Annotated in this window: 24 protein-coding genes; 17 read left to right on the top strand and 7 right to left on the bottom strand. The window is 65.8% G+C overall.

Going from position 1 to position 24,010, the window contains the following annotated elements; genetic code table 11:
* Nucleotides 1-18 precede the first annotated feature (18 nt).
* Nucleotides 19-1,149: a pyridoxal-phosphate-dependent aminotransferase family protein gene (locus B9Y97_RS13425; RefSeq protein WP_085528266.1), complete on the bottom strand. Its 1,131-nt coding sequence runs from the start codon at nucleotides 1,147-1,149 to the stop codon at nucleotides 19-21.
* A 186-nt stretch (nucleotides 1,150-1,335) separates the two neighbouring features.
* Between B9Y97_RS13425 and B9Y97_RS13420 the strand changes: the two genes are divergently transcribed.
* The 3 genes from B9Y97_RS13420 to B9Y97_RS13410 are packed head-to-tail and all read left to right on the top strand — an operon-like array spanning nucleotide 1,336 to nucleotide 4,374.
* Entirely contained in the window at nucleotides 1,336-2,343 is a 1,008-nt protein-coding gene (locus B9Y97_RS13420) for a lysylphosphatidylglycerol synthase transmembrane domain-containing protein (protein ID WP_085527212.1), read from the top strand.
* Nucleotides 2,327-3,640, top strand: coding sequence for an FAD-binding protein (locus tag B9Y97_RS13415; protein ID WP_369596652.1), 1,314 nt, complete (start codon nucleotides 2,327-2,329; stop codon nucleotides 3,638-3,640). The genes B9Y97_RS13420 and B9Y97_RS13415 overlap by 17 nt, the downstream gene beginning before the upstream one ends.
* A complete protein-coding gene (locus tag B9Y97_RS13410) occupies nucleotides 3,637-4,374 on the top strand; it encodes an SDR family oxidoreductase (RefSeq protein ID WP_085527210.1) in 738 nt (245 codons plus the stop codon). Before B9Y97_RS13415 ends, B9Y97_RS13410 begins: the two co-directional genes overlap by 4 nt.
* 106 nt (nucleotides 4,375-4,480) lie before the next feature.
* Here the strand turns inward: B9Y97_RS13410 and B9Y97_RS13405 are convergent, their stop codons facing one another.
* Complete coding sequence (locus B9Y97_RS13405; protein ID WP_085527209.1) at nucleotides 4,481-5,305, bottom strand: lytic transglycosylase domain-containing protein; 825 nt, start codon at nucleotides 5,303-5,305, stop codon at nucleotides 4,481-4,483.
* Nucleotides 5,306-5,657: 352 nt separating this feature from the next.
* Between B9Y97_RS13405 and B9Y97_RS13400 the strand changes: the two genes are divergently transcribed.
* The 12 genes from B9Y97_RS13400 to B9Y97_RS13345 all read left to right on the top strand — a co-directional run bounded on the left by B9Y97_RS13400 (nucleotide 5,658) and on the right by B9Y97_RS13345 (nucleotide 16,601).
* The gene (locus B9Y97_RS13400; protein ID WP_085527208.1) at nucleotides 5,658-5,861 is read left to right on the top strand and encodes a Flp family type IVb pilin; all 204 of its coding nucleotides are present in this window, start codon (nucleotides 5,658-5,660) and stop codon (nucleotides 5,859-5,861) included.
* 77 nt (nucleotides 5,862-5,938) lie between these two features.
* Nucleotides 5,939-6,142: a Flp family type IVb pilin gene (locus tag B9Y97_RS13395; RefSeq protein WP_085527206.1), complete on the top strand. Its 204-nt coding sequence runs from the start codon at nucleotides 5,939-5,941 to the stop codon at nucleotides 6,140-6,142.
* A 222-nt stretch (nucleotides 6,143-6,364) separates the two neighbouring features.
* Nucleotides 6,365-7,225 (top strand): Flp pilus assembly protein CpaB, encoded by an 861-nt coding sequence (gene cpaB / locus B9Y97_RS13390; protein ID WP_085527205.1) that lies wholly within the window; start codon nucleotides 6,365-6,367, stop codon nucleotides 7,223-7,225.
* A 304-nt stretch (nucleotides 7,226-7,529) separates the two neighbouring features.
* Nucleotides 7,530-8,963 carry a type II and III secretion system protein family protein gene (locus tag B9Y97_RS13385; RefSeq protein ID WP_085527203.1) on the top strand — a complete coding sequence of 478 codons (1,434 nt, stop codon included), beginning with the start codon at nucleotides 7,530-7,532 and terminating at the stop codon, nucleotides 8,961-8,963.
* Between the two features lie 2 nt (nucleotides 8,964-8,965).
* Nucleotides 8,966-9,622 carry an OmpA family protein gene (locus B9Y97_RS13380; protein WP_085527202.1) on the top strand — a complete coding sequence of 219 codons (657 nt, stop codon included), beginning with the start codon at nucleotides 8,966-8,968 and terminating at the stop codon, nucleotides 9,620-9,622.
* A 283-nt stretch (nucleotides 9,623-9,905) separates the two neighbouring features.
* On the top strand, nucleotides 9,906-11,156 hold the full coding sequence (locus B9Y97_RS13375; protein ID WP_085527201.1) for an AAA family ATPase: 1,251 nt from the start codon (nucleotides 9,906-9,908) through the stop codon (nucleotides 11,154-11,156).
* A gap of 11 nt (nucleotides 11,157-11,167) precedes the next feature.
* Entirely contained in the window at nucleotides 11,168-12,661 is a 1,494-nt protein-coding gene (locus B9Y97_RS13370) for a CpaF family protein (protein ID WP_085527200.1), read from the top strand.
* The gene (locus B9Y97_RS13365; RefSeq protein ID WP_085527199.1) at nucleotides 12,658-13,626 is read left to right on the top strand and encodes a type II secretion system F family protein; all 969 of its coding nucleotides are present in this window, start codon (nucleotides 12,658-12,660) and stop codon (nucleotides 13,624-13,626) included. Before B9Y97_RS13370 ends, B9Y97_RS13365 begins: the two co-directional genes overlap by 4 nt.
* A 9-nt stretch (nucleotides 13,627-13,635) precedes the next feature.
* A complete protein-coding gene (locus tag B9Y97_RS13360; protein WP_085527198.1) occupies nucleotides 13,636-14,610 on the top strand; it encodes a type II secretion system F family protein in 975 nt (324 codons plus the stop codon).
* A gap of 35 nt (nucleotides 14,611-14,645) precedes the next feature.
* The gene (locus B9Y97_RS13355; RefSeq protein ID WP_085527197.1) at nucleotides 14,646-15,194 is read left to right on the top strand and encodes a tetratricopeptide repeat protein; all 549 of its coding nucleotides are present in this window, start codon (nucleotides 14,646-14,648) and stop codon (nucleotides 15,192-15,194) included.
* Nucleotides 15,195-15,235: 41 nt separating this feature from the next.
* Entirely contained in the window at nucleotides 15,236-16,099 is an 864-nt protein-coding gene (locus tag B9Y97_RS13350; protein WP_085527196.1) for a tetratricopeptide repeat protein, read from the top strand.
* Between the two features lie 4 nt (nucleotides 16,100-16,103).
* A complete protein-coding gene (locus B9Y97_RS13345; RefSeq protein WP_085527195.1) occupies nucleotides 16,104-16,601 on the top strand; it encodes a prepilin peptidase in 498 nt (165 codons plus the stop codon).
* Between the two features lie 37 nt (nucleotides 16,602-16,638).
* Here the strand turns inward: B9Y97_RS13345 and B9Y97_RS13340 are convergent, their stop codons facing one another.
* Complete coding sequence (locus B9Y97_RS13340) at nucleotides 16,639-17,103, bottom strand: hypothetical protein (RefSeq protein ID WP_085527194.1); 465 nt, start codon at nucleotides 17,101-17,103, stop codon at nucleotides 16,639-16,641.
* Between the two features lie 82 nt (nucleotides 17,104-17,185).
* On the opposite strand from B9Y97_RS13340, the gene moaA reads away from it, so the two are divergent.
* Together moaA and B9Y97_RS13330 are read left to right on the top strand one after the other, a co-directional pair.
* Nucleotides 17,186-18,199: a GTP 3',8-cyclase MoaA gene (moaA, locus tag B9Y97_RS13335; RefSeq protein WP_085527193.1), complete on the top strand. Its 1,014-nt coding sequence runs from the start codon at nucleotides 17,186-17,188 to the stop codon at nucleotides 18,197-18,199.
* 112 nt (nucleotides 18,200-18,311) lie between these two features.
* Nucleotides 18,312-18,527 carry a DUF2934 domain-containing protein gene (locus B9Y97_RS13330; RefSeq protein WP_176224372.1) on the top strand — a complete coding sequence of 72 codons (216 nt, stop codon included), beginning with the start codon at nucleotides 18,312-18,314 and terminating at the stop codon, nucleotides 18,525-18,527.
* 39 nt (nucleotides 18,528-18,566) lie between these two features.
* Here the strand turns inward: B9Y97_RS13330 and B9Y97_RS13325 are convergent, their stop codons facing one another.
* The 4 genes from B9Y97_RS13325 to B9Y97_RS13310 all read right to left on the bottom strand — a co-directional run bounded on the left by B9Y97_RS13325 (nucleotide 18,567) and on the right by B9Y97_RS13310 (nucleotide 23,826).
* Complete coding sequence (locus B9Y97_RS13325; RefSeq protein ID WP_085527191.1) at nucleotides 18,567-19,913, bottom strand: NAD(P)/FAD-dependent oxidoreductase; 1,347 nt, start codon at nucleotides 19,911-19,913, stop codon at nucleotides 18,567-18,569.
* Nucleotides 19,910-21,079 (bottom strand): acetylornithine deacetylase, encoded by a 1,170-nt coding sequence (argE, locus tag B9Y97_RS13320; protein WP_085527190.1) that lies wholly within the window; start codon nucleotides 21,077-21,079, stop codon nucleotides 19,910-19,912. The genes B9Y97_RS13325 and argE overlap by 4 nt, the downstream gene beginning before the upstream one ends.
* A 145-nt stretch (nucleotides 21,080-21,224) precedes the next feature.
* Complete coding sequence (locus B9Y97_RS13315) at nucleotides 21,225-22,511, bottom strand: DUF3422 family protein (protein ID WP_085527189.1); 1,287 nt, start codon at nucleotides 22,509-22,511, stop codon at nucleotides 21,225-21,227.
* Nucleotides 22,512-22,668: 157 nt separating this feature from the next.
* Nucleotides 22,669-23,826, bottom strand: a complete 1,158-nt coding sequence (locus B9Y97_RS13310) for a type III PLP-dependent enzyme (RefSeq protein WP_085528265.1) — start codon at nucleotides 23,824-23,826, stop codon at nucleotides 22,669-22,671.
* Between the last annotated feature and the right edge of the window lie 184 nt (nucleotides 23,827-24,010).

Below are 24,010 nucleotides of genomic sequence, written 5' to 3'. Positions count from 1 at the left end.
CGCTCAGCCGAAACCACTTCAGCCGAACACCTTGTCGAGCGCGGCCTCAAGGCGGGCCACGCTCGCCTCGACATCATAGAGCTTGTCGAGGCCGAAAAGGCCGAGGCGGAAGCTGCGGTAATCGTCGCCCTCTCCCACCATCAGCGGCACCCCGGCGGCGATCTGCAATCCCAGCGCGGCGAAGGCCCGGCCAGCCTGCACCTCCGGGTCGTCGGTATAGGACACCACCACGCCGGGCGCCTCGAAGCCTTCGGCGGCGACCGACCTGATGCCACGCGCCTTCAGCGCCGCGCGCACCCGGCGGCCCTGTTCCCATTGCGCCTCGGCAAGCTTGTCGAAGCCATATTCCTTCGTCTCCAGCATGACATCACGGAAGGCACGCAGCGCGTCGGTGGGCATCGTCGCGTGATAGGCATGGCCGCCGTTCTCGTAGGCTTCCATGATCGCGAGCCACTTGCCGAGGTCGACGGCAAAGGAGGTGGATTGCGACGCCTTCACCACATCCCGGGCGCGGGCGTTCATCATCACCAGCCCCGCCGAGGGTTGCGCCGACCAGCCCTTTTGCGGTGCCGAGATCAACACGTCGACACCGCGCGCCTTCATGTCGACCCAAGCCGTGCCCGAGGCGATGCAGTCGAGCACGAAGAGTCCGCCCTCCTCGTGCACCGCCCGGGTGACCGCCTCGATGTAATCGTCGGGCAGGATCATGCCGCTGGAGGTTTCGACATGCGGGGCAAAGACAACCTCGGGGCGCTCATCGTGAATCCTCGCCACGACCTCGTCGATCGGCGCGGGCGCGAAGGGCGCGGTGGCCGCATTGCCCACGCGCCGGGCCATCAACACGGTTTCCTCCGCCGGGATCCCGCCCATCTCGAAGATCTGGCTCCAGCGGTACGAGAAAAAGCCGTTGCGGATCACCATCGCGCGCTTGGCCGTGGCCAGTTGCCGCGCCACCGCTTCCATCGCATAGGTGCCCCCGCCCGGGACCAGCGCCACCGCCTCGGCGTTGTAGACCTCCTTCAGGGTGCCCGAGATATCGCGCATCACTTGCTGGAAGGTCGCCGACATGTGGTTGAGCGAACGGTCGGTGAAGACCACCGAGAATTCCAGAAGCCCGTCGGGGTCGATATCGGTGCGCAGCGCGGTCATGGTATCCTCCATCCTGTCGTCGCCATGACCTAGCGCGCGGACGCCGCCTTGGCAAAGCCTACCTTCGTATGCCGGCGCACGAGATCCCGGGCACGAATTGGTTTCGATTATCGTGCTCCGCTGTTTCCATTTGGCGCGCAAGGCAATAGAATTGCCTCGAACCCCGCGACCGGCGGCAAGAAAGACATGTCGAGCATCGAGCCCCTTCCCCGCGCGACGACAACACCCCGACGCCGCTTGCGTGACACGCTGGTGTTCGCCGGTCTGTTCGGGCTCGTTCTCGCCGGGCTTGCCGGGCTCGCCGCCGCCACCGGCTGGGAAGAGACGCGGGCCCAGATCGCGCGGCTGTTTCTGTGGCAGATCGGGGTTCTGCTGCTGCTTTCGCTGGTCAATTACCTCGCCCGCGGGTTGCGCTGGCACCTGTTCGCGCGCCACCTCGGGCTTGGCCTGACGCTGACCGCGAGCCTGAGGCATTTTCTCGGCGGCTTCGCCATGAGCGTGACGCCGGGGCGGCTCGGCGAACTGGTGCGGATGCGCTGGATCGGGCGCGAGACCGGCTGGCGCTTCGCGCGCACCGCGCCGCTGATGCTGGTCGACCGGGCCTCCGATCTCGCCGCCATGGGCCTGCTGCTCGGCGCGGCACTGGCGTTCTCGGCCAGCGGCATCGCCTTCGGCCTGCCGGTGACGCTGATGGCGCTGGTGGGGGCTGTGATCGCCACGCGGCCGGGCCTGCTCGCCGGAATGGCAAGCCTCGGCCACCGCGCAACCGGCCGCTTCCCCCGGCTCTTTGCCGGCATGCGCCGGGCCGCGCGCTCGCTCAAGGCCTTTTCGTCGCTGCCATTGATGGCGCTCGCCGGCCTCCTCGGCCTTGTCGGCTGGTTCGCGGAAGGCTATGGCTTCCACCTACTCCTCGTCTGGATGGGAGCCGATATCGGCGTGGCCACGGCAGTCGCGATCTTCATTTTCGCCGGGCTCGCGGGCGGGCTCACCGGCGCACCCGGCGGGGTCGGCGGGGCGGAAGCGGCGATGGTGGCGCTGCTCAGCCTCGAAGGCGTGCCGCTGGAAGCCTCGATCCCCGCCACCGCCATCATCCGGGTCACCACCCTCTGGTTCGCCATCGCGATCGGCTTCTTCCTCTTCCCGGTCGCCGAAAAACTCTCTTTGAGGCACGCACATGATGTGGAAAACCGCTGACTACGCCGGCTGGGGCCGGGTTCATACCGCGCGCGGGGAAATCGCCCGCCCCGAGCGCGCCGCGCAACTCGCGGCGCTGATGGAAGACGCCCCCGCCCCCGCCATGGGGATGCGGCGCAGCTACAACGACTCGCTCCTCAACGACGGCGGCCGGATCATCGACATGACCCGGATGGACAAGATCCTTGCCTTCGACCCCGAAACCGGCGTGGTGGAGGTGGAAGCGGGCATCCAGATCGGCGAGCTTGTCCGCCTCTTCGCGCCGCGCGGCTGGATCCCGGCGGTGGTGCCCGGCACCGGCTTTCCCACCGTCGGCGGCGCCATCGCCCATGACATCCACGGCAAGAACCATCACGTCCTCGGCTCCTTCGGACAGCACGTGCTCTCGATCACGCTGCTGCAACCGGGCGGCGGCCGCGTGGTGGCGAGCCCCGCCCGCAACAAGGCACTGTTTCGCGCCACCATGGGCGGCATCGGCCAGACCGGCGTGATCCTCTCGGCAAAGCTCCAGATGATCGCCACCCCCGGCACCTCGATGCGGGTGAAGGAAACCCGGGTGGAGAGCTTCGACGAGTTCCTCGCCCTGCTCGACGCCTCCACCTTCCGCTACAACGTCGGCTGGATCGACGGCACCGCCACCGGGGCGGCGATGGGCCGGGGCATCCTCGAAGAAGCGGAACTCACCGACGGCCCCCGGCGCCGCGCTCTGCCGGCGGTCACCGTGCCGTTCGATTTGCCCTCCTTCGCGCTTTCGGCCCCCACGGTGAAACTGTTCAACGCCGCCTACTGGCGCAAGGTGCCAGCCCGCGGAAACGTCAGCGTGATGCCGATCGCCGCGCATGTCTTTCCGCTCGACAAGCTCTACGACTGGAACCGGCTCTACGGCAAACGCGGCTTTCACCAGTTCCAATGCGTGGTGCCGGTCGAGAATGCCGAGGTGTTGAAGCAGATCGTCGCGAAGATCTCGCGCTCGGGGCTCGCCTCGCCGCTGGCGGTGATCAAGCGCATGGGCGAGGGGCGCGCGGGCATGCTGAGCTTCCCGATGGAGGGCTACACGCTGGCGATCGACTTCCCGGCGCGCGAGACGGCCGAGGTGCTGATCGCGGAGCTGGAGGCGATGACGGTGGAGGCCGGCGGGCGGCTCTACCTCGGCAAGGACGCGCTCGCCTCCGGTGCCACCATCAAGGCGATGTATCCCGAATGGGAGGCCTGGGCGGCACAGGCCGAGAAGGCCGACCCGAAGGGCCTGCTGATCACCGACATGGTGCGCCGTCTGCAACTGCGGGGAACGAAATGACACGAACCTGGATCATCCTCGGCGCCACCTCCGCGATGGCGCGCGCCTTCGCCCGCGGCTGTGCCGAACAGGGCGACACCCTCTTGCTCGCGGGCCGCGACATGGACGAGTTGAAGGCGCTCGCAACCGATCTTTCGGCGCGCGGGGCCGCCGCGGCAGACGCCATCCGCTTCGATGTCCGCGACGCGGGCACCTTCGCGCCGATCATCCGCAAGGTCGAGCTGGAGCCGGGCGAGATCAACGTCGCGGTGTTTGTCGGCTCGATGCCGTTGCAGGCCCAGATCGACGCCGACCCGACCCTGATCGACACCGTCGCCATCGACAATTTCTCCGGCCCCGCCCATTTCCTCGCCACGCTCGTTCCGGTGATGGAAGCGCGCGCCTGCGGCACGGTGGTGGGCGTCACCTCGGTGGCGGGCGACCGCGGCCGGATCGGAAACTACACCTACGGCGCTGCCAAATCCGCCTTCGCCACCTACCTGTCAGGCCTGCGCAACCGGCTCACCCGGGCCGGCGGCCACGTCGTCACCGTCAAGCCCGGCTTCGTCGATACCGCGATGACCTGGGGGGTAGAGGGCATGTTCCTCGTCGCGTCCCCCGACAAGGTGGCGCGCGACATCCTCAAGGCGGTGGCCCGCAAACGCAACGTGATCTACACGCCCGGGTTCTGGTGGCTGATCATGACGATCATCAAGCTGATCCCCGAACAGATCTTCAAGAAACTCTCGATCTGAACGCGCCGACCCCGGCTTCTTGGGTCAAAAAATACCTTCGGGGGTGAATTGGCCGAAGGCCAAGAGGGGGCAGAAAGCCCCCTCACGCGGGCGCGCGCCCGCAACCTCAGCCCTGCACGGTGAAGACGCAGCCGTCGGTGATCAGCTCGGGCGGGGTGCGGCACAGCCCGCGCGCCACCCGCCAGGCGTTGAGCACCTTGGGCACATAGGCCCGGGTCTCGGCGAAGGGCGGCACGCCGCCATGTTTCGTTACCGCGTTTTCGCCCGCGTTGTAGCCGGCGAGGGCAAGAATCGGGTCGCGGTCGAAATGCTTCATCAGCCAGGCGAGGTAGGCCACGCCGCCGCGGATGTTCTGGCCGGGGTCATTGGCGTCGTCGACGCCGAAGCGGGCCGCGGTGTCGGGGATGAGCTGCATCAGACCCTGGGCGCCGGCGTGGCTTTCTGCGCCGCTGCGCCCGCTCGACTCGATGGCAATCAGCGCCACCACAAGCGCGGGCGACACGTCGGTTCCCACAGTGGCGGCGAGGATCTCGGTCCCGAAGCGTGCGGCGATGTCCTGCAAGGCCTGCAACCGGGGGGCAGGTGCGGCCTCGGCCCCGTCGAGCGTGGCGAGCGCACGCGACAGGTTGGCCGGGCCGGCATCGACAAGGTCGGCCGAGACCTCGCGCCAGAACCATTCCCATTCGGAGGGCGCGGGTAACGCCATCGCGGCGGGCAGGACCGCCGCCTTCCCGTCGGGCTGCTTCACCCCCTCCATCCATGCGGTGTAGTCGGCCGGATCGACCTGCACGGTGATCTTCGGCCCCTGCCCCTTGGGCGGTGCGGCGATGCGCTTGAAGGTGAAGCCGCCGGGCTGCTCCGGGGTCTGGGCACGCAAAGGCGCGGCCACAAGGAGTGCCACGCCGATCAGGAGTGTTGCCAGCCCACGCATGGGAATACCTGCTCTGCCTCGATTATATCGTTTTGCAATACTGTCGCAGAAAACCGCTGCGAAGGCCAGTTTTTCCCGTTCCGAGCAGTGATTCTCGCCCCTGGCACGCCGTTGCAAGCCGCATATGCGAAAAAAGTTAACCGAAAGTTACCTTTGTTTTCAGAGCCTTGACAAGAAACACCGCGGCCCGCCCGGCACTGCCCAAAAATGCACGAAACTCGTCCAACTCCTGCCCCAATCTGGAGTTGTATTTGCACCATGCCAAGCAGGGTATCGGATCGGTTCACAGGCGGTTCGGGAGGTCTGCAGGGCGGGAAACAAACGAGCTGATATCCTTTCGGAGGGACTAGAGATGAAACTGTTCAAACTTGCCAAGACCTTCAAGAACGACGAATCCGGCGCGGTCACCGTTGACTGGGTCGTCCTCACCGCCGCCATCGTCGGCCTCGGCATCGCCGTGCTGATGTCGGTGTCGGGCAGCACCACCGACCTCGCCGACTCGATCGGCGACAAGCTGGACGAAACCGGCGTCATGGAACATGGCACCGAAGAATAATTGGCACCAACGTCACCAAGACAAGACCAAGATCACGAACCAAAGGTCCAGACCGGACCACCAAAGGAGAATATGACATGAAAATCGTGAACTTCTTCAAGACCTTCAAGAACGACGAATCCGGTGCGGTCACCGTTGACTGGGTCGTGCTCACCGCCGCCATCGTCGGCCTCGGCATCGCCGTGCTGATGTCGGTGTCGGGCAGCACCACCGACCTCGCCGACGCGATCGGCGACAAGCTGGACGAAACCGGCGTCATGGAACACGGCACCGAAGAATAATCGGCGTAGGCCGCATGATCGAATGACCCTGAAAGGGCCGCATCCCGAATGGATGCGGCCCTTCTCTTTGTTGTCTGCTGGTACACTGCTTCGACCTCAAGGCCGTGGCTGCTGAACAAACCCCTGCAAATCCACGCTTTGTTCAGAATTTCGCCGCATTCTCCGGGCACTGTCGCTGTGAGTTGACGGCCGAAATTCGGCCCGAACCGGAAAGGACACACAATGCGCTCAGTATTCTTGCTTGTGCTCATCATCGGCCTCGGCCTCGCCGGCTTCGCCGTCTACATGGCCAAGGGCGTCTTCGATCAATACCAGGCGGCGCTCGCCGCCGAACGGGCCACCAGTGACGAGGTGGTGCCAACCACCGAGGTCTTCGTCGTCAGTGAGGCGATGCGCTATGGCCAGCAGATCACCAAGGAGAACGTGCGCGCGGTCAAGTGGCCCGAGGACGCCGTGCCCGAGGGCACCTATACCTCGCTCGAAGCGCTGTTTCCCGAAGGCGAAAAGCCCTTCCGCACGGCGCTTCGCGCGATGGAGAAGGACGAGGCCGTGTTGGAGGTGAAGGTGACCGCACCCGGCGAAGATGCCGGCGTCTCGGCCCGGCTGGCCAGCGGCAAGCGCGCCTTCGCGATCAAGGTCGATGTTGCCTCCGGCGTTTCGGGCTTCATCTCCCCTGGCGACCGGGTCGACGTCTACTGGACCGGACGAACCGGTACCCGGCAGGAAGGCACCGGAGGCGAGGTCACGCAACTGATCCTGACCAACGTGCACATCATCGCGATCGACCAGCGCGCCGATCTCGACCGGACCGCGCCGCTGGTCGCCCGCACCGTCACGGTTGAAGTGACGCCCGACCAGGTGGGGCGGCTCAACCTCGCACAGAACACCGGCCGGCTCTCACTCTCCCTCATCGGCCATAGCGACGCATCCGTGGCCCGCGAGGTCTTGATCGATCAGAACACCCTGCTTGGCATCGAGCAAAAAGAAGTCGTCGAAGCCCCGAAAGCACCGGAGATCTGCACTGTGCGCACGCGTCGTGGCGCGGAGACCGTCGAAACCCAGATCCCCTGCCCGACAAATTGAGCCGGGCGAAGCACCACTTCGAGGGGGCGGGCATGGCCTCGCCCCCAACATCTTGAGGCCTTTCGGGGCCTTCCGGCAATGGTGTTGCCACCCGGACTCAGCAACAAGGACCGCCAAGCCCTTGATTCTTGCAAAAAACCAAAAAGTGCCCCATGGTGTGCCAGAAACTTGAGAAAGACCCGCGCAAGACGGGCGGCAAGATACGACCAGACCCGTGGCAAACGGGCGGACAAAAACGAGCAGGCCGGCACATAGCCGCAGACGGGCACCGCCCGGCAACGGTGATCGGAGAGGCAGGATCACGATGACACTGAAATATGCTTTGAGAGCGGCGCTTCTGGGCCTTGGCCTCGCGTCTGCGCAGATCACCGGCGCGGGCGCCGAAACGCTGCGGGTCATGACCGGTGCCGCATCGAGCGCGCTGAGCGTGCCGATGAACCGGGCGGTGGTGGTGGAAAGCGACGAACCTTTCGCCGAGCTTTCGATCGCCAACCCCGGCATTGCCGATATCTCCACCCTGTCGGACCGCACGATCTACGTGCTCGGCAAGGCACCGGGGCGCACGACGCTCACGCTGCTCGCCGCCGACGGTGCCCTGATCGCGAACGTCGAGGTGCAGGTTGCCCCCGACATTGCCGAGTTCAAGGAACGCCTGCGCCAGATCCTGCCCGGCGAGTCGATCGAGGTGCGCACCGCCAACGACGGCATCGTGCTTTCGGGCACGGTCACCTCGGCCTCGGCGCTCGACCGCGCGCTCGATCTCGCCCAGCGCTACGCGCCCGACCGGATCTCGAACCTGATGAGTGTCGGCGGCACCCAGCAGGTGATGCTGAAGGTGCGCTTCGCAGAGATGCAACGCTCGGTCACCAAGAGCCTGTCGACCTCGCTCGGCTTCGGCGGCTCGCTCGCGGGCAGCGGCATCGGCGCGGGGCTGACCATCGGCTCGGGTGCTTTCTCGGACGGCAACACGCTCTCGTCCGCCTTCGCGGGCGAATCCTTCACCACCGGAAACGACCGCACCGGCGCCTTCGGCTTCGGGCTCGGTGCCGGCGCACTGCAATTCCAGATCCTGCTGGAAGCCCTTGAAAACAAGGGTATGGTGCGCACGCTGGCAGAGCCCAACCTCACCGCGCTCTCCGGACAGCAGGCCAGCTTTCTCGCCGGCGGGGAATACCCGGTGCCGGTGCAAGACGAGGAAGGCGGCATTTCTATCGACTACAAGCCGTTCGGCGTCGAGCTCGAGTTCACCCCGCGCGTTGTCGATGACGATATCATCAACCTCCAGCTCACGGCATCGGTCTCGGCGCTCGACAATGCCGCGACCTTCGGCACCAGCAATCTCACGGTCAACTCGTTCAAGCGGCGCGAAACCTCGACCACGGTCGAGATGCGCGACGGCCAGAGCTTTGCGATCGCCGGGCTGTTGCAGGACGATTTCCGCGATCTCAACGGCCAGGTGCCCTGGCTTGGCGATATCCCGATCCTCGGCGCGTTGTTCCGCTCGGCAGATTATACCCGCGCGCAGTCGGAACTCGTCATCATCATCACGCCGCATCTCGTCACCCCGACGCGGGGTGAGGCGCTGGCGCTGCCGACCGACCGGATCAAGCCGCCCTCGGAAACCGATCTCTTTCTCTACGGGCGCACCGCCGCCCCCAACCGGCCCACCACGGGCGCGGCTGGCGAGGTTGCGCGGCAGGATTTCGGCGGCTCCTATGGCTACGTGATGGAGGATTGAGCATGGCCATGACCAGAACCAAGTCGCTGCTTGCCGCCACGTCCGTGATCGCCCTGCTCACAGGCTGCGAGGAAACGCTTTCCAATTACGGCGAGGCCGGCAGCGGGCTCGATCAGGGCAGCTTCGGCGAAGCGACCGCCAACAACATGGCCTACCATACCGGCGAAAAGATCTACGTGATCAACCTCGCCGAGCGCTTCGCCAAGGAAGTGCCCGACACGGTGAACTTCGCGTTCAACTCCGCCACGCTCGATGGCCAGGCCCGCGCCGCGCTGGACCGCCAGGCCCATTTCATCCGCAGGTTCCCCGAGGTGCGGTTCCGGGTTTACGGCCACACCGATCTGGTGGGGTCGGCTGCCTACAACCGTTCGCTCGGTCTGCGCCGGGCGCAGGCGGTGGTCTCCTATCTTGCCGCCCGCGGCATCAGCCGGGCGCGGCTGGAGGCGATGGTGTCCTATGGCGAAACCCGGCCCTTGGTGAACACCCAGGACCGCGAGCGGCGCAACCGCCGCACCGTCACCGAGGTTTCGGGCTTTGTGCAAGATCATCCGCTGATCCTGAACGGAAAATATGCCAGTGTGGTCTGGCGGGAGTATGTCGCTTCGGCCACGGAACTCCCGCCGAACACCGGCGGTGGCGGCCTTCTGGAAGGCGACTGAGCCACAACCCCGCAAAGAAAAAAGTTCGGTCGATCCATCGGGTCGGCCGTTTTCGTTCCGGGCATGTTGACACGCCGGATACAGCCCGGCCCTCCATCACGGTTCGTCTCGTAAAACCGCATAATTTCGCGCTTTCCGCCGCAATGTTGCCGATATTGATTGCGACCTTGCAGGACGTAACGAGCAGACCCGTGTGCGAGTCGCACGGGGGGTTTGTCGGGTGGTCACGGGAAAACCCGGGCCACGCCAATCGACAGCACCCTGGACAAAAGGAACGAGGCAAATGAGTGGGAATGCGGCCATCCAGCAAGACCCGGCACCGATCGTTGCTTGCACGATCTCGCGTGACGTTCAGGAATTCGACCTCCTGATCGAAGACATGGAAACGGAACTCGGCGAAGGCTGGGGCGACCTCTCTCTGGAAGACGCGCTTGCCTTTTTCGGCCAGCCCGACGCGGAGGCACTGGAATTCATCGCGGTGGCGATGGACGACGATGACGAGGCCGAGCTTGCCCGCTTCGCCGAGGTGATCCGTGCCGCTTCCGCGCGCGGAATCAAGGCGATCGTGATCGCCGAAGAGGTGAGCCCGATCGCGCTGCACCAGCTCTTGAAGATGGGGGCGGAGGAATTCGTTCCCTATCCGCTGCCCGAAGGTGCCCTGCACGACGCGATCGAGCGTCTGCGGCGACCCGAGCCGGAACCCGCGGCCCCGCCCCAACCCGCGCAGCCTGCGCTGCAAAAGCCCGGCGTCGGCCACCGCGGCGCGGTATTCGGCGTGCATGGCCTTGCCGGCGGCGTCGGCGCGACCACCTTCGCGGTCAACCTCGCCTGGGAACTGGCCAATATCGACAAGAACAAGCCGCCGCGCGCCTGCCTGATCGACCTCGACCTGCAAACCGGCTCGGTTTCGACCTATCTCGACCTGCCCCGCCGCGATGCGGTTTACGAACTGCTGTCCGACACCGAATCCGCCGACGAGGAGAGTTTCCAGGCCGCCCTGCTCACGTTCAACGACCAGCTCCACGTGTTCACCGCGCCGAGCGAGATGCTGCCGCTGGACCTGATCACCGGGGAAGACGTCGAACGCATCATCGATATGGCCCGGGCGTTTTTCGACTACATCGTGATCGACATGCCGACGACGCTGGTGACATGGACCGAGACGGTGCTGAACGCGGCCGATGTCTACTTCGCACCGATCGAGCTCGACATGCGCTCGGCCCAGAACACGCTGCGCATCATCCGGCTGCTGAAATCGGAAGACCTGCCGCACGACAAGCTGCGCTACGTGCTCAACCGCGCGCCGAAGTTCACCGATCTTTCGGGCAAGAGCCGGGTGAAGCGGATGGCCGAGAGCCTCGACATCGAGATCGGCGTGCAACTGCCCGATGGCGGAAAGCAGGTCATGCAGGCCTGCGACCACGGGTTGCCGCTGTCCGAGAACCTCGCCAAGTCGCCGTTGCGCAAGGAAATCATGAAGATTGCCAAGTCGTTGCACGAGATCAGCGTCACCGCCGAAGCGGCGGCGAAATAGGAGGGCAACAGGTGTTTTCGCGCTACAAGAAATCGGGAATTGAAAAGGCTGCGGGCGGCGCGCCGAAACTTCACGCCGTTGCACCTGCCGCCACACCGGCCCCCGCCTACGCGGCCCCGAAACAGGCGCTCGCCGCGCCTTCCGCGCCCACAGTGCCGACCAAGCCGCAGCGCCGCGAAGCCGCGCCCGCGCAGGCCGCACAGCCCGACAAGGAGCGCAAACGCAAGGAGCGGCTGGGCGAGATCAAGGTCGAGCTGCACCGCTACCTGCTCGACAACCTCAACCTCGCGGCGCTCGAAACCGCCTCGGAACGAGACCTGCGCGCCGAAATCAGCGACCTCGCCACCGAGGCGCTTTCGGAGATGAACGTCGTTCTCAACCGCGAAGAGCGCAGCCTGCTCAACCAGGATCTGTTCGACGAGGTGACCGGCCTCGGGCCGCTGGAGCCGCTGCTGAAAGACGACAACATCAACGATATCCTCGTCAACGGTCCGCACCAGATCTTCGTAGAGCGCGCCGGCAAGCTCACGCTCACCGATGTGACCTTCAAGGACGAAAAGCACCTTCTGCGGATCATCGACAAGATCGTCTCGGCGGTGGGCCGACGGGTGGACGAGAGCAACCCCTATGTCGACGCCCGCCTCGCTGACGGCTCGCGCTTCAACGCGATGGTGCCGCCAGTGGCGGTGGACGGCTCGCTGGTCTCGATCCGCAAGTTCAAGAAGGAAAAGCTCGGGATCGACGATCTCGTGCGCTTTGGTGCCTTCTCCGAGGAAATGGCCGTCTATCTTCAGGCCGCCGTCGCTTGCCGCCTCAACATCATCGTGTCGGGCGGCACCGGCTCGGGCAAGACCACCACGCTCAACGCGCTGTCGTCCTTCATCGACGACAGCGAGCGTATCCTCACCATCGAGGACACCGCGGAACTTCAGCTTCAGCAAACCCACGTCGGCCGGATGGAAAGCCGCCCCGCCAACGTCGAGGGCAAGGGCGCCGTGACCCAGCGCGACTGTTTGCGCAACGCACTCAGGATGCGCCCCGACCGGATCATCGTGGGCGAGACCCGCGGCGAAGAGGTGATCGACATGCTGCAGGCGATGAACACCGGCCACGACGGCTCGATGACGACGATCCACGCCAACAACGCCCGCGATGCGGTCTCAAGGCTTGAAAACATGGTCTCGATGGCCGGCATGGAAATGCCGCTCAAGGCGATGCGGGCGCAGGTCGCTTCGGCGGTCAACCTCATCGTGCAGGCCAGCCGCCTTCAGGACGGCTCGCGCCGGATGACCTCGATCACCGAGGTGACCGGGATGGAAGGCGACGTGCTGTCGATGCAGGAAGTGTTCCGTTTCCAGCGCGTCGGGCTCGAACCCGACGGCAAGATCATCGGACATTTCACCGCCACCGGCGTGCGTTCGCATTATTCCGATCGTTTCCGGCAATGGGGCTACGACCTGCCGGCCTCGCTCTTCGAACCGGTCTCCATGGAGCAACCCAGATGATCATCAGCGCAGAACCCCTGATCTACGGCCTGATCTTCATCGCCGTGATCGTACTCGTCGAGGGCGTCTATCTTACCGTTTTCGGCAAATCCATCTCGCTCAACAGCCGGGTCAACCGTCGCCTCGAAATGCTCGAAAAGGGTGCCGCGCGCGAACAGGTGCTCGAACAACTCCGCAAGGAAATGCACCAGCACATGAACGCGAGGGGCATTCCGCTCTACTCGCTGCTGGCGGAGAAGGCACAAAAGGCCAATATCGCCTTTTCGCCGAGGCAGATCATCATGTTGATGGTAGGGGTGTCGTTCGTGGCCTATGTCGGCCTCACCGTGGGCACTTCAGCCGGGGGGGCGGTGCGCATCGTGATCGCGCTGGCGATGGGGTTTGGCGGGGTCTATGTCTGGATCAACAACAAGGCCAAGAAGCGCCTTGCGATGATCGAGGAGCAACTGCCCGACGCGGTGGAACTGATGGTGCGCTCGTTGCGCGTGGGCCATCCATTCTCTTCGGCGGTGCAGATCGTCTCGCGCGAGGTGCCCGACCCGCTGGGGTCCGAAATGGGCGTGATCGCGGATGAAAGCGCCTACGGCCGCGACGTGGCCGAGAGCCTCAAGCACCTCGCCGAACGGATGGACATGCAGGATCTGCGCTTCCTCGCCGTCGCGGTCTCGATCCAGCAGCAATCGGGCGGCAACCTTGCCGAGATCCTCGAAGGTCTGTCGAAGGTGATCCGCGCCCGCTTCAAGCTGTTCCGCCGCGTGAAGGCGATCACCGCCGAAGCGAAATGGTCGGGCACCTTCCTGTCGGGTTTCCCGCTTGTCGCGCTGGTGGCAATCAACGTGCTACAGCCAAATTACTACGACGACGTGAAGGATACCGCCGCCTTCATCCCCGCCGCTCTGGTGGCCGGTGCCTTCCTCGTGGCCAATGTCTTCGTGATGCGGTCCCTCGTCGATATCAAGGTTTGAGGTCAACCCATGAACGCGCTCAACACGATGCTCGCAGACACGTTTGGCCCGTTCGGGCCGATGATCGCGCTTGGCGGGGTCGGGCTGATGCTGGTCCTGACGGTTGTTCTGATGATGCTGAAGCAACCCGAAGATCCGCTCGACAAGCTCAAGCGGACAACTTCGCAGCGCGTGCACGATGAAAGCAAGACCTCCCTGCGCGCCCATTCCAACACGCCCGACAAGCTGAAGAAATACGCCGCCTTCCTCGAACCCAGCGACAAGGAAGAATACTCGGCAATCCAGCTCACGCTGTTGCAGGCCGGCTATCCCGGCAAGAACGCGGTGCGCACGTTCCACTTTGCCCAGTTCGCGCTCGGCATCGCTTTTCTGATTTTGGGCGTGGGCTATGCCATCCTGAAGTCGGCGACCGGCGACCCCTCGACCCAGGCGACGATCCTTTCGATCCTGATCCCCGGTGCCGTGGGCTACATGGCTCCGAAATACTGGGTTACGCGGCGGGTCGAATCGCGCAAGGAAGAGATCATCAACGGGTTTCCCGATGCGCTCGATATGCTCCTGGTCTGCGTCGAGGCCGGCCAGTCCTTCGACCAGGCGGTGATCCGGGTGGCGAAGGAAATCCGCATCGGCTTTCCCGCGCTCGGGGAAGAATTCGAGATCATCGCCCACGAGATGAAGGCCGGCAAGGACCGGATCCAGGTTATGCGCGATTTCGGCGAACGCTCCGGGGTGGCAGACGTGGCGAGCTTTGCCACGGTGATGATCCAGTCCGCCACCTTCGGCACCTCGATTGCCGAGGCGCTGCGCGTCTACTCGGGTGAAATGCGCGACAAACGGGTGATGCGCGCCGAGGAGAAGGCAAATACCTTGCCGACAAAGATGACCCTTGCCACAATGATGCTCACGGTTCCGCCGCTTCTGATCATCCTGATCGGGCCGTCGGTTTACGAGGTGTACGTAACGTTGGGCAACATCAGCTTCTGAGGGCAAAAATCACACAACGCGGCATATCATCGGCGATGGCGCTGGCATCCTTGCTGGCGCTATCGGCCTGCGATGGCGGTCCCGGTCTGGGCAATCGCGGCGGCGGTGCCTACGCGCCGGACGTGGTGGCCCCGGGCGAAGACAGCGTCGACGGGCTGATTGTCGGCCACCGGCTGATGGCGGCGGGGGAATATGAGCTTGCGCTGAAGTCCTATACCCGCTCCGCGGCGGACCGCGGCATCACCGTCGACGTGCTTTCGGCTCTGGGCTCGGCCAATCTCAAGCTCGGCCGTCTCGGGCAGGCGGAAACCCTGCTCCGGCAGGCGACCGAGAAGGACGCGGAGTTCGCCCCGGCATGGAACAACCTTGGCGTGGTGCTGATGGAACGCGGCAAGGTGGCCGAGGCGGCGCGCGTTTTCCGCATCGCCTACGGGCTCGATAGTGGCAAAACCGACTCGATCCGCGACAACCTCACCTTGGCGCTCGCAAAAGTCGAAAACATTTCGTATGATGCCCCGGAAGAGGCGACATTCGCGCTGATGCGCCGGGGCCAGGGGGATTACCTGCTCCTCGCACAGCAATAACAAGCGAAGCGCCAAACGAGCAGGAAAAGGACGCAGGCAAAATGCGCCATATGATTGTTTTTTCTCTCTGCCTCGGCGGCGTCGTGGCACTGTCGGCATGCGAAGGCCAGATGACCGACGAGGAAGTGGAACGCGCCGTCGCCGGGGTGAACGCGATCGACGCCACCGGGCTCAACGACATCATGTTGCAGGCCGGTGACCCCAACGAGGCAGTCGCCTATTTCAGCCGCGCGGTGCAGGAAAGCCCCGACCGGATCGACCTAAAGCGCGGGTTGGCGCAGGCGCTGGTGCGGGCCAAGAAACCGGCAGAAGCGGCGCGGGTCTGGGCCGAAGTGGCGCAGAGCGAGGAGGCCACCGCCGACGACCAGGTCAACCACGCCGACGCGCTGATCCGCGCAGGCGACTGGGCCAAGGCCGAGGACGTGTTGAAACAGGTTCCCCCGACCGTCGAAACCTACGACCGTTACCGGCTCGAGGCGATGGTCGCGGACGCGGGCGAGGACTGGAAAAAAGCCGACAGCTTCTATGAAACCGCCGTGGGCCTCACCACCAGCCCCGCGCGTATTCTCAACAACTGGGGCTATTCCAAGCTGACGCGGGGCGATTTCCCCGGCGCGGAGAAGCTCTTCCTCGAAGCGCTGACCTATGACGAAAAGATGTTCACCGCCAAGAACAACCTGATGATGGCGCGCGGGGCGCAGCGCAATTACGATCTGCCGGTGCTCGCGGTCAGCCAGGTCGAACGCGCCCAGCTTCTGCACACGCTGGCGCTGGCCGCCATCAAGCAGGGCGATCTGACCATGGGCAAGACGCTGCTCGAAGAAGCCATCGACACCCACCCGCAACATTTCGATCCCGCGGTGCGCGCCTTGCGTGCGCTCGAAAGCAACGTTCAGCGCGGCTGACGGAATGACCGCCCAAACCGCTGCAACCGCGCTCTGGTTCCTGCCCTTCGTGGTTCCGATCGCGATCTGGGTGGCATGGTCCGACATGGCGCGGATGAAAATCCCCAACAAGGCGGTTCTGGCACTCGTCGCGGTCTTTGCCGTGGTTGGGCTGCTGGCGCTGCCGCTTGAAGTCTGGGCCTGGCGCTGGGTGCATCTTGCCGTGGTGCTGGCGCTCGGGTTCGTCGCGAGCTCTGCCGGGCTGATGGGCGCGGGCGATGCCAAGTTCGCCGCCGCGATGGCGCCTTTCGTGCTGCGCGCAGACCTGATCATCTTCGGCTACCTGCTGGCCGCCGTGGTGCTCTCGGGTTTTGCCATCCACCGTATCGCCCGGGCGATGCCCTGGGTGCGGGCCCGCACGCCGGGCTGGGAAAGCTGGGAGCGCAAGGATTTTCCGATGGGGCTTTGCCTTGGCGCGGCGCTGGTGTTCTACCTCGCGATCGGCGCGGTCTGGGGCGCGTAGCCGAAAGCTTGCCGCGGATCGCACGCCGAAGCCGGGCTCACTGGCCGAATACGTCCAGATCGTGCAGACCGGTCAGCCCGATGTTCAACAGCCGCACCGCTGGCAGCGAGATCCGGCTGCCGGCCCCCGGCGGCGCGTCGATCGGCCTGAGTTCGAGCTTGACGCTCTCCCCGCTCGCCACCGCCACCACCCGACCAGGACGCACCCGGTCGGTGAGCGGGGTTTCAAGCCAGAGGCCCGGATCGGCGGGGCTGCCGAGGGTGGCCACGGTGCGGCCCAGCCGCGCCTCGGTGCCGGGCACGGTCGCGGACAGCGCGGCGGCGCGCTCGGCGTCTGTGGTGGTATCGAAGGCGTCGGCGGTTCTCGCCCCGGATGGCGGCGCGTCCGAGTCCGGCCGGGGCATCGGCCGGGTCATCCCCTCGGGCGGCGCCATGTCGGCGTCAGGCGGAGCGATCTCGGCACAGGCCGAGAGCAGGACCACAAGGATGAGCAAACGTCTCATGCACGAAACCTAGTTGCAAATGCCGTGGCGAACAATGCCACGACCGCTTGCGGCCGGCCAGATAAAACCCTAGTATTTCACTATGGAAACGCGCACCCTTATTGACCCTTTCCAGCGGCCGATCACCTACCTGCGCCTGTCGGTGACCGATCGTTGTGACTTCCGTTGCTCCTACTGCATGGCGGAGGAAATGGTCTTCCTGCCGAAAAAAGAGCTCCTCTCGCTTGAAGAGCTTGACCGGATGTCGACCGCCTTCATCGGGCTCGGGGTGCGCAAGCTTCGCATAACCGGCGGCGAGCCGCTTGTGCGCAAGGGGATCATGACATTCTTCCGCGCCATGAGCCGCCATCTCGAAAGCGGCGCGCTGGAGGAACTCACCCTGACCACCAACGGCTCGCAACTCGAACGATTCGCCGATGAGCTTTTTGCCGCCGGGGTGCGGCGGGTGAACGTCTCGCTCGATACGCTCGATCACGACAAGTTCACCAGGATCACCCGGCGCGGCAATCTCGCCAAGGTGTTGCGCGGGATCGAGGCAGCGCAGGCCGCCGGGCTCCGGGTCAAGATCAACGCGGTGGCACTCAAGGGTTTCAACGAGGAAGAGTTGTTCACGCTTACCGACTGGTGCGCCGCCAACGACATGGACCTGACCTGGATCGAGGTCATGCCGATGGGCGACCTCGGCGAGGAGGAAGACCGGCTCGATCAATACTGGCCGCTCTCCGAATTGCGCGACCGTCTTGCCGAGCGTTTCACCCTCACCCCGCTGGCCGAACGCACCGGCGGCCCGGCGCGCTATGTGCGGCTGGAGGAAAGCGGCCAGAAGATCGGCTTCATCACGCCGCTCACGCACAATTTCTGCGAAAGCTGCAACCGGGTGCGGATGACCTGCACCGGCGAGCTTTACATGTGTCTCGGGCAGGAAGACCGCGCCGATCTGCGCGCGCCTCTGCGCGACCACCCCGAAGACGACGCGCCGCTCATCGCCGCGATCCGCGAGGCGATCACCCACAAGCCCAAGGGGCACGATTTCGACTATTCGCGGCAACGCGCGGATGGCCAGATGTCGCGGCACATGAGCCATACCGGCGGCTAGTTTTTCACCAATCGCTGTCACAATGGTGCAACGCGGGCGGCATAGCTTGCCCCGCGCGACGATTGCCGCCATGCTGGTAATCGGAAGATCACCAAGTCCGGAGACCATCCCGATGCCCAAACGCAAGCCCACCGATGACGAAATCCGCGAAGCCGCCTATCACATGTGGCTCGACGACGGCGCACCCGAAGGGGGAGACCAAGCCTACTGGTTCCGCGCCGAAGCGGCGCTGAGCGCAGCCAAGCCGAAAGCGGCACCGCGGGCCAAAGCGGCGGCGACGAAAGCCCCTGCCAGGAAGGCCCCGGCGAAAAGAGCGCCCAAGGCCTGATCCGGGCGCAGCGGTCTTGAGACCGCGTGGCGCCCCGCCTCAGAGGTTGGGTCCAAGTTCCATCGGGCTGCCGTCGAAGAACCGCGAGAGCCGGAAGCGCGCGAGGTCGTGCCCCGGTGCCTTGCCTTGCACCATGTCGGCGACGATCCGCCCGAAGGCAGGTCCGATACCGAAGCCGTGGCCGCACATGCCGGTGGCGATGGTGAGGCCCTGGATCTGCGCGGCATGGTCGACCACCGGCACCACGTCGGGCAGCGTGTCGATCATCCCGGCCCATGCGCTCTCGATCTCCACCGGCCCGAGGCCCGGGAAGGTCTCGCCGAAGGCGCGCTCGGTTTCACGCACCTTGGCCATGTTGGGGGCCGGGTTCAGCACCCGCATCCGCTCGAAGGGCGAGGGCCGGTCCGCACGCCAGCGTCGCGGCGTCGCCCAGCCATCGGGGTAGCCCCTGGGGGCAAAGGGGCGCAGCGTGGTGCCGAACGGGTCTTTCCAGAGCTGCGGCAGGTAGCGCGCGAATGCGCGGAACGCGTCGGGGCCGACGTAGAGTTCGTGAAACCCTTCCGGTGCGAGCGTGTAGCCGCCATCGGTGCGGCGGCGGAAGGCAAGCCGGTGATCAACCGCCCCGCCCTCGAACACGTCCGCCAAAGCTGCCGTGCGCATCGCCGTCGCGCGCACCGAAAGCTGCGGGATCGAAATGCCGTGGCGGCGCAGAAACAGCGACGACCACGCCCCGCCCGCCAGCACCACCGCGCCCGCGCGGATGCGCCCGCTCTCCGTGATCACGCCGGTGACCCGGCCCGCCTCGACGTCGAGCATCCGCGCGGCGCAATCCTCGCGGATCACCGCCCCTGCCTTCACCGCAAGCCGGGCCAGCGCGGGCACGGTTACGAAGGGTTCGGCGCGCATGTCGGTCGGGGTCCAGAGCGCACCGGGCCAGGCCCGGGCGGCATCCGGCAGGAGCCGTGCCACGCCGTCACCGTCCAGCAACTGGCTCGACACCCCGAACGGTTCGGCCAGCCGCAACCAGTCGGCAAAGCGCGCCACCTCGGCGTCGTCGCGGGCGAGATAGGCCACGCCGCCTTGCGTCAGCCCGATATCGGTATCGACCTCGGCGGCCAGTTGCGGCCAGAGGGTTTGCGCCTCCTGCGCGATCGGGATCTCCGCCGGATCGCGGCCCTGAACCCGGATCCAGCCCCAGTTACGGCTCGATTGTTCGCCCGCGATCCGGCCCTTCTCGACCAGCACGACCGAGACTCCCGCCCGGGCGAGGAACAGCGCGGCGCTCACCCCGATCACCCCACCGCCGATCACCACCACGTCGGCGCGCTCGGGCAGATCGCCGCTATGGGCGGGCGGCTGGCCCGCCGAAATCGGAAAGGGTGTCACGCGTCCTCGCAGAGATGCTCGATGATCCGGTCGACAAACGCGATGCCCGCCTCGAACTCGGCGAGGCTGAGCCATTCGTTCGGCTGGTGGGCCTGGGCGATGTTGCCCGGCCCGATGATCACGGCGGAATAGCCCGCCTGCTGGAACTGCCCGGCCTCGGTGGCGTAGCTCACCGCGTGGGTGGCATTGTCGCCGGTGATCCGCCGGGCCAGCGCCTCGGCGGCGCTATCTCGTTCGGGCTGAAGCCCCGGAACCTGGAAGCGCACATCGGTGTCGATCCGCGCCTCGGGATGGACCGCGCGCATCGCGGCCTCAACCTCGGCCACGGCTGCAAGATAGCGCGCCTGCCAGCTTTCGACGGTCTCCGAGGGGATGCAACGGAATGCCATCACGAAGTGGCAATCCTTCGCGGTGATGTTATCGGCGGTGCCGCCGGTGATTGTGCCGACATGGCAGGTTGTCCAGGGCGGCTCGAACAGCGCGTCGATCGGCCCCGGGGCGCGCGCCATGTTCTCGGCATTCATCCGGTTGGCCCAGTCAATCAGCTTCGCGCCCTCCATCACCGCGCTCACCCCGGTGTGCATCAACGACGAATGCACCTCGTGGCCGCGCAGATGGGTGGCGATGCCGATGCCGCCCTTGTGGCCGTTCACCACTTTCATCTGCGAGGGCTCGCCGATGATCGCGGCGGCGGCTTTCGGCAGATGCGCCGCCATCTCGGCGATCATCCGCGGCGCGCCGAGGCAGCCGACTTCTTCGTCATAGCTGAGCGCGATCTGGAGCGGGCGTTTCAGCCCGGCCCTGAGCGCCTTCGGCACGGCGGCGAGCGCGATCGCGTCGAAGCCCTTCATGTCGCAGGTGCCGCGGCCGTAGAGGCGACCATCCTTCTCGACCACGTCGTAAGGGTCGGTGTCCCAGGCCTGACCTTCCACGGGCACCACGTCGGTATGGCCCGACAGCACCACCCCGCCCTCGACCTCGGGACCGACATTTGCGTAGAGCGCGGCCTTGGTGCCCTCGTCGTTATAGACCCGGGTGGCGCGCACCCCGTGGGCCGCGAGGTAATCCTCAACCCAATCGACAAGCGCGAGGTTGCTCTCCCGGCTCACGGTTGGAAAGGACACGAGCTTTGCGAGGATCTCGCGGGCGGTGAGGTCTTTGCGCATGGGGTGCTCCTGTTCCCCGCGAAGGTGCCGGGACGGCGGCCCAGGGTCAAGGCCGGGCGCGTTTTCCGCAGCGGAAAACGAAGGCGGTTTCCGCTGCGGAAACCGAGCCGAAATCCGCTGCGGATTTCGCCCGCCGTCCGGACCCTCACTTGTGGATGAGTCGCTTTTTCACCGCGCGGCCAAACAGCCAGACCGCCAGCACCACCGGCACCACCAGCCCCGCCGTGGTCCAGCTCTTGTCGATGCCGAACCGACCGGCAAGCGGCGCAAGCAGGTAGCCCAGCAGCGACACCGCGTAATAGCTGATCGCCACCACCGAGAGCCCCTCGACGGTTTCCTGCAGGCGCAGTTGCAGTTGCGCGCGTTGGTCCATACTTTCCAGCAGTTTCTGGCTCTGCCCGGAGCGGTCGACATCGACGCGGGTGCGCAACAGATCGCCCGCCCGCATCGCCCGGTCGGCCATCGCCTCAAGCCGCCGCTCGACGCTCTTGACCGTGCGCATCGCCGGATCGAAGCGGCGCATCATGAACTCGTGCCATGTCTGCCGCCCTTCCCAGCGCTCTTCGCGCATCACCCTTACCCGGTCGCCCACCAGCGCCTCATAGGCTGCCGTCGCGCCGAAGCGGAACGAGGTCTGCGCGTGCAGGCTCTCAAGCTCGGCCGAAACCTGAAGCAGCTCCCGAAGTTCTTCCTCGTGCGAAATATCCGCCCGCCCGAGCCCGCTCACCATGCCCGAAAGCTCGTCCTCGATCTCGCCGAGCCGGCCCTGGATCGCGCGCGCCCGCGCCAGACCCAGCATCGACATCGTCTTGTAGGTTTCGATCTCGCTCACCCGCTGCACGATCCGCCCCACCCGACGCTCGCTGATCCCGGGGCTGACGAAGACGGCAAAGCGCATGTGCCCGCCCGCATCGATGCGGAAATCGCCCGCGATCACCGCGGCATCATCGAGCACGCTGGAGGCGGCCACGCTCTCGGCCACGAACCAGTCGTCGATCTTGGCATGCATCGCCGCATCGTTCGGGCGCTCTTCGACCCGGATCAGCGCCGAGGTGATCCGCACACCCGGGGCCGCCGCGAGCCAGTCGGCAGGGAAGACATCGAACACCGCCGGATCGAATGGCCGCGCCGCATTGCGATCCCCGAAGATCGTGTAGGTGACGAACTCGGTATGCTGTTCCCACTTGAGGCGGTACTTGCCGATCTCGCCGAAGAAATGGTTGGCCCCCTCGGGCGGGTGCGCTGCACCGAAGCGGTCGAGCAGGGCATGCAGATGCGCCACGTCCGCCTCGCGGTCGCGCCCGGCGGCATCGGTTGGGCGCTTGACCGCGAGATAGGCCGCGAAACAGGGGGCCTTCAGCGCCGGAAAGGGCCGCGCGTGCAGCTCGTTTGCGAGCGCATAACGCAAGTCGTGGTCTTCTATCGTCGCCATCGCGTCGCCCTCCGGTCCTGCCCCTGATTAGCCGGGCTGCATCCGCTTTGCCATATCCCGCGTGGCCCGGCGATGCGACGCAGGCGCGCAAAAGCGCGGGCGGCGGCGCGTCGGTCGCGCGCCCGGATCATCGACATCCGGGCGCGCGACCGGCCGTTCAGAGCACCACGACGTCGAGCGGCGGGAAGCCGTTGAACCCGACCGACGAGTAGGATGAGGTATAGGCACCGGCGTTGCGGATCACCACCTTGTCGCCCGCGCGCAGGGTGAGCGGCAGGTGCACGGGGCGTTTTTCGTAAAGCACATCGGCTGAATCGCAGGACGGACCGGCAAGAATGCAGGGCCCGTGGGTGTCATGGTCGCGCGCAGTTTCAATCTGGTAGCGGATCGCCTCGCCCTCGGTCTCCGCCAGCCCCGAGAACCGGCCGATATCGAGATAGACCCAACGGTGCGCGTCATCGTCCGACTTGCGCGAAACCAGCATCACCTCGGCAAGGATCGCCCCCGCCTCGGCCACCATCCCCCGCCCCGGTTCGGCCATCACCCGCGCCACCGCGCCGAACCGCTCGCTGACCAGCGCCATCACGCTTGCGGCATAGCTGGTCGGCGTGTCGATCGGATCGCCGTAGAAGGCGGGAAAGCCGCCGCCGATGTTGAGCAGGCTCGGCGCATGACCGCGCGCTTCGAGATCGCGCCAGACCTGCGCCACATCGTCGAGCACCGGTGCCCACATCGCGGCCTTGCGGGTTTGCGAACCGACGTGGAACGACAGCCCGAGCGGCTTCAGCCCGAGCGCCACGGCGTGCGAGAACAGCGCGGGCACCATCGCGGGCTTGCAGCCGAACTTGCGGCTGAGCGGCCAGTCGGCCTCGGAGTTTTCCACCAGCAACCGGATATAGACCTCCGCGCCCGGCGCATGGGCGGCAATCTTTTCCAGCTCCTCGGAGGCATCGGCGGCGAACAGGGTGATCCCGGCGCGATGCGCGAAGGCAATGTCGGCGGGTTTCTTGATGGTGTTGCCAAAAGAGATCGCCCAGGGCGCGGCCCCGGCGTCGAGGCACAGCTCGATCTCGCCGCGCGAGGCGGCATCGAAATGCGACCCAAGCCCGACGAGCCGGGCAAGGATCGCCCGCGACGGGTTGGCCTTCACCGCGTAATGGATATGGGCAAAGCCGAGCCCGGCCTTCAGGCTCCGGTATTGCGCGGCGACACGGTCGGTGTCGAGCACGAGGGTGGGCCGGTCCACCGCGAGGGTGGCGAGCGCGGAATCGAGGCGGGAAACGGGCGCAAAAGCGCCGTGGGCAGCATGGGTCATGTGCATCTCCACAAGACAGGGGCGAGGCCCCAAGGTTCCAATGAAGACGTTACCGTCGCTGCATAAACGCGTGCCCGTTTGAGAGTGGCCGGGCCTGGCCAGAGGCGCGTGCGTTGGCGTCTGTGCGGCGCATATGCGGCGCGCGCGCGATTCACGCAAGCCTTATCGCATCAGGGGGTGAATT

Origin of the sequence: Maritimibacter sp. HL-12 (assembly GCF_900177545.1) — a bacterium.
Taxonomy (GTDB): domain Bacteria; phylum Pseudomonadota; class Alphaproteobacteria; order Rhodobacterales; family Rhodobacteraceae; genus Sinisalibacter.
The sequence above is the reverse complement of the archived record's forward strand: the minus strand, read 5'-3'. Positions and strand labels throughout refer to the sequence as shown.